This window comes from Microbacterium sp. B24, assembly GCF_000333415.1.
Classification (GTDB): domain Bacteria; phylum Actinomycetota; class Actinomycetes; order Actinomycetales; family Microbacteriaceae; genus Microbacterium.
Window position 1 is genome coordinate 1 of the sequence record NZ_BADB01000129.1, and the last position, 5,125, is coordinate 5,125.

Below are 5,125 nucleotides of genomic sequence, written 5' to 3' on the forward strand. Positions count from 1 at the left end.
TACGTCGCGATGCGGCTCTCGCTGACGGTCGTGTCGTAGTGATGACACGTGTACGAGACCGTCTCGCCGCTGCCGTTGTACATGGGCGCTTCCACCGCGCAGCCGTCGCCGGGAGGCGCCTCCCAGAATCCCCCGCGGTTGGTTCCCGCCGGAAGCCCCGCGGCCCCGGCCGGATCGAAGAAAGCGGAGAAGTCCATCGAACGGTAGAGCGCATCGGCACGGTCGTGCAGTGACGGCTCCGCCTCGCGCACGATCCGCAGGGCCGTCGCGAGCCAGCCGTTGTCGACCGTCGAGAGGAACGGATGGATCGTGTCGCCCGAGGTCGGAAAGACCGTGAGCTTGGCCCCCGTTGCCGGCGCGTACCAGTTGTAGAACATCCCGCTGCCGGGGTTTCGCTCCATGTGCTCGAGCGTGGTGATCGTCGCACTGAGCCGTTGACGCGCCTCGTCGGCACCGATGATCCCGAGATCCCGAGCCGTGACGGTGGACCACAGATAGCCGCCGATGTTGGTCGGTGACGTGTAGCCCGACGCGGATGCCGCGTCGAGGTCACCGCCGATGTTGTCGTCGACGAGGCCCGTCTCGGGGTGAGCCATCGCGGCCATCGACGTCCAGGTGTCGGTGGCGTAGCGCAGGAGCTCGCGGGCATCCTTCCCGTTGGGATGGCCGGGACGCCCGGCTCCATCCGCAGCGCTGTTCTGCGCTCCGGCGTCGTCGGGGGGCGCCGCGGTCGCGGGCGCACCTCCCGCCAGTGCACCGATCGTGAATGCGGCGATCGCGGCGGTGGCCGCGAGAGTTCTCTTCATGGGCGTGCTCTCCTCGTCGAAAGCGCTCCGCGGTGTCGGAGCCGCCCATAAAACCTTACACATGTACGGTTTATGTACAACCCCGTCCCCCGCCCACCCATCTCTCCCTGCCCGCGAGACACCGCTGACGCACCGAAACACGGGTGCACAACGGCAGTCTCGGTGCGCCGTCGGTGTCTCGCGGACGCGGCGACGCGGCGACGCGGCGACACGGGCGCGGGCGCGCGGGCGCGCGGGCGCGCTCAGGCGGTGCCGTCGTCGAGGTTGTCCGACAGGATGCCGAGCACGTGCGCCCGCACGACGCGGGCCCTCTCCCCCAGCATGCCCGCGACGGCATCCACGAACGCCTCCACGAACGCGGCGTGTGCGACCCGCGAGGTGTGGGCCAGCTCCTCGCGGAAGCTGACGCCGGTCGGGGTGATCACGAGCGAGCGGTCGGCACGGTCGGCCAACGGGCTGGACGCGAAGGAGGTCAGGGCCAGCACACGCGCACCGGCGCTGCGGGCCGCCTCGGCCGCCCGCACGCTCGCGGCATTCGCTCCCGAGCCGCTCACGACGATGCACACGTCCGCGGTCGACAGCTGACGCGCCGCGATCTGCTGCGCGATGGCATCCGCGATCACCTCGGCGGGACGACCGACCGCGGTCAGGCGCATCGCCAGATCGCTCGCGACGGGAGCCGACAGGCCGTTCGCGACGACCAGCAGGCGTGAGGCGCCGGCGACGTCGGCGACCGCGGACGAGACGTCGTCGGCGCTCATCAGGCTCACCGCTGTCGTCAACGACTGCGCGGTGCGGGCGAGGGCGGCGCGCAGTTCGCCGAGCGGGCCGTCGCCGTGGTCGGCGGCGCGTGGCGGCTGGGCGCCGAGTTCGGCGGCCAAGGCGACGCGCAGCTGCGGGTAGCCGCGATAGCCCAGCGACTGGCACGCCCGCACGACCGATGAGCGAGCGACGCCGGCACGGTCGGCCAGCTGCTGCGCGGTGAGCTCCACGACCGCGTCGGGCTCGGCCACGATGAGGTCGGCGACCCGCCGTTCGGTGGGCTGCAGGCCGTTGCGCATCGCGGCGATGCGCACCGTCGTCGGCGCGTCAACGGGCACGCGGACCCTCCATGATTCGCCGGCGGAGCGCTCCACTCGCCGCGTCGATCGCCATCGTGACGACGATCACCACGATGAGCAGCATCCCCACGGTGGACCACTCCCGGTACTGGGTGTAGGACGTCAGCATATCGCCGATGCCGCCGACCCCGATGAGACCGAGAACGGCAGACGAGCGCACGTTGATCTCGAACCGGTAGAGCCAGAACGACAGGAACACCGGCTGCGCCTGCGGCCACACGCCCCAGCGCAGCACCTGCGCCGTCGAGCCGCCCGCGGCGCGCGCCGCCTCGATGGGCCCGGGAGGTACGGCTTCCACCGCTTCGTAGCCCCATTTGCCGAGCGTGCCGATGCCGTTGACGGCGAGGGCGAGCGCACCGGTCAGCGGCGTCAGCCCGGTGACCGAGAGGATGATGATCGCGATGATCAGCTCGGGCACGGCGCGGATGACCGAGAACACGAGTCGCAGCACGCCGCGCAGCCACAGCGGCCCGAAGCCGCGGGCGGCCACGAGACTGAGCGGGGTCGCCAGCAGGATGCCGAGCACGGTCCCCACCCACGCCATCTCGATGCTCCGCCAGGTCTGCCAGAGCGCCTCGGGCAGCTTCGACCACTCCGGCGCCGAGAACATGAGCCAGAGGTAGCGACCGATGTCGGCGGGAAGGTCGGCGAGACGGCCCCACGAGATCTGCACCGACCAGAAGGCGGCGACCACGACGGCGGTGACGACGACGGCCGACACGGCCCGCCACGGCGAACGACGGCGGACGGGAACGGCGAGGGCGCTCACACGAGCCTCCGTCTGATGGCGTCGCTCATCAGGTCGATCACGACGACCACGACGAGCACTTCGAGGATGATGAGGGAGAGCTGGTCGTAGCGGTAGAACGTGCGGACGGCGTCGATGAGCAGCCCGATCCCGCCGGCTCCGACGAGGCCGAGCACCGTCGAGGCGCGCACGTTCAGCTCGAAGACGTAGAGGGTCTGCGAGACGAACGCCGGCCACGCGTCGGGCAGGGCGATGGCGCGGTTGATCTGCGCCTGCGTGCCACCGGCGGCACGACCGGCCTCGATGGCCCCGGCATCCTGCGCGTCGATTGACTCGGAGACGAGCTTGACGATGATGCCGATGTTGAAGATCGCGAGAGCGAGGATGCCGGGAAGCGCGCCGACGCCGACCATCGCGACGAGCACCGCCGCGTAGACGAGCTCGGGAACCGCGCGGATCACATTGAGCAGGGTCCGCACCGCACCGCGGAAGGCGGGGTGCGGATTGGTGGGCCGTGCCGCCCAGAACGACAGCGGCAGCGAGATCGCGGCCCCCACGACGGTTCCCAGCACCGCCATCTGCAGCGTCTCGAGCATCGGCGCGACGGTGCGCGGAAAGAACGACCAGTCGGGCGTGAGCAGTTCGACGATCTTCGTGGCACCGTTTCGCCAGTTCGCGACGATCGGCGCGACATCCAAGCCCACGCCGATGCCCGGAAGGCACGTGACCACCGTGATCACCACGACGACCGCTACCGTGATCCACGTGCCGGCGCGGCGTCGAGGCCGCTCGGGCACCACCAGCGCGGATGCCGCGGGCGCGACGCTCATCGATCGAGCCGATCGTCGCCGGTCAGCGACCGTCCGTAGATGTTCTCGAAGTCGGCATCCGTCGCGCTCGCGGCCGGCCCGTCGAAGACGACCTCCCCGGCGCGCATGCCGATGATGCGCGCGCCGTACTGCCGCGCGAGATCGAGCAGGTGGATGTTGACCAGCACCGTGATGCCGAGGTCGGCGTTGATCCGCCGCAGATCGCCCATGACGCCGTGCGCGGTGGGCGGGTCGAGGCTCGCGACCGGCTCATCGGCGAGGACGATCCGCGGCTGCTGCGCAAGGGCGCGCGCGATCGCGACGCGCTGCTGCTGACCGCCCGACAGGGCCGAGGCCCGATCCCACACCTTCGACAGGATGCCGACGCGATCGAGCGCCTCGAAGGCGATCTGCTTGTCGGCGTCGCGGTAGGCGCCCGCCAGGGTGCGCCAGTACGGCGTGTGGGTGAGACGCCCCACGAGCACGTTGTTCAGCACGGTCGTCCGACCGGCGAGGTTGAACCCCTGGAACACCATGCCGATCTGCCCGCGGAGGTGGCGAAGGCGCGTGCCCCGTGCGTTGTCGACGCGCTGGCCGCCGACGGTCACGGTGCCCTCCGTCACGGGCACGAGGCCGTTGATCGTGCGGATCAGCGTCGACTTTCCCGACCCGGAGAGGCCGACGATGCAGACCATCTCGCCCGGCGCGATCTCGAGATCCACACCGCGCAGGCCCACGGTGCCGTTGGGGTAGCGGACGGTGACCCCGTCCAGACGGATGCCCCAGGGCACCGCGGCCGCAGCCGCGATGCCCTGGGTCAGGATGCGATCCGTCACTGCAGTCCCAGCTGCTGCGCGGCACGCGCCACGACGTCGAGGGAAGCGGGGTTGGCGGGCGCGAGCTTGGTGATGGAGTAGATGCTCTTGAGCACCTTCGAGCCCTCGTCGGTGTTGGAGTAGGACTCCAGCGCCTGCGTGATCTTCTCCTGGAGGCCCGGCGAGAGCTTCGACGAGACGGCGACGCCGTCGTTGGGGATCGGGTCGCTGAGGGCGAAGACGACGACCTTCTGGCCCACGTCGGGGGTGTCCTTCTTCACGAGAGTGCGCGCGTCCCAGAAGCTGAAGCCGACCTCGGCATCCCCCTTATAGACGGCCATGACGGAGGCGTCGTTGGCGGTGACCGGGATCTTCTGGAACCCGTTGTCGATATCGATGCCCTTCTCCTTGAGGGCGAGCATCGGATAGATGTAGCCGGCCGGCGAGCCGGGGCCGAGCACGGCGACCTTCGCACCGGCGATCTTGGTGATCGCGTCCAGGCCGCTCGGCGTCGCCAGCTTGTCGGTGCCGTTGCAGTAGAGCATCCCATCCTTGTCGACGGGGGTGTCGGAGCAGTACTTGCTCGGGTTGTTCGTCATGAACTGGGCCGGGTAGGTGATCGCGCCGTTACGCTCGGTCTGCAGCACGACCTTCGCACCGTACCGGTCGCTGGCCTGCCAGAGCTGCAGCGACGGAAGGAAGCCGATCTGCGCCTGGTCGGCACCCATCGCCTCCACGGCGGCCTGATAGTCCTTCGACACGACGCCCGTGACGGGGATGCCGAGTTCGGAGCTCAGCATGTCGGTCAGGGGCTTGGCCGTGTCGA

At 70.0% G+C, this 5,125-nt stretch carries 6 protein-coding genes; all 6 read right to left on the minus strand.

The genetic code is table 11. The features are described 5' to 3' along the window. On the minus strand, nucleotides 1–806 hold an 806-nt coding region (locus tag I5I_RS02875), incomplete at its 3' end, for a DUF3131 domain-containing protein (protein WP_036316275.1). Between the two features lie 242 nt (nucleotides 807–1,048). Continuing rightward, the gene (locus I5I_RS02880; RefSeq protein WP_036316277.1) at nucleotides 1,049–1,906 is read right to left on the minus strand and encodes a MurR/RpiR family transcriptional regulator; all 858 of its coding nucleotides are present in this window, start codon (nucleotides 1,904–1,906) and stop codon (nucleotides 1,049–1,051) included. Further along, entirely contained in the window at nucleotides 1,896–2,696 is an 801-nt protein-coding gene (phnE, locus tag I5I_RS02885; RefSeq protein WP_036287321.1) for a phosphonate ABC transporter, permease protein PhnE, read from the minus strand. The genes I5I_RS02880 and phnE (I5I_RS02885) overlap by 11 nt, the downstream gene beginning before the upstream one ends. Further along, entirely contained in the window at nucleotides 2,693–3,505 is an 813-nt protein-coding gene (phnE, locus tag I5I_RS02890; RefSeq protein ID WP_036316279.1) for a phosphonate ABC transporter, permease protein PhnE, read from the minus strand. The genes phnE (I5I_RS02885) and phnE (I5I_RS02890) overlap by 4 nt, the downstream gene beginning before the upstream one ends. After that, the gene (phnC, locus tag I5I_RS02895) at nucleotides 3,502–4,320 is read right to left on the minus strand and encodes a phosphonate ABC transporter ATP-binding protein (RefSeq protein WP_036316281.1); all 819 of its coding nucleotides are present in this window, start codon (nucleotides 4,318–4,320) and stop codon (nucleotides 3,502–3,504) included. The genes phnE (I5I_RS02890) and phnC overlap by 4 nt, the downstream gene beginning before the upstream one ends. After that, nucleotides 4,317–5,125: phosphate/phosphite/phosphonate ABC transporter substrate-binding protein (locus I5I_RS02900; protein ID WP_036316283.1), on the minus strand; the 809-nt coding region annotated here is incomplete at its 5' end. The genes I5I_RS02900 and phnC, both read right to left, overlap by 4 nt.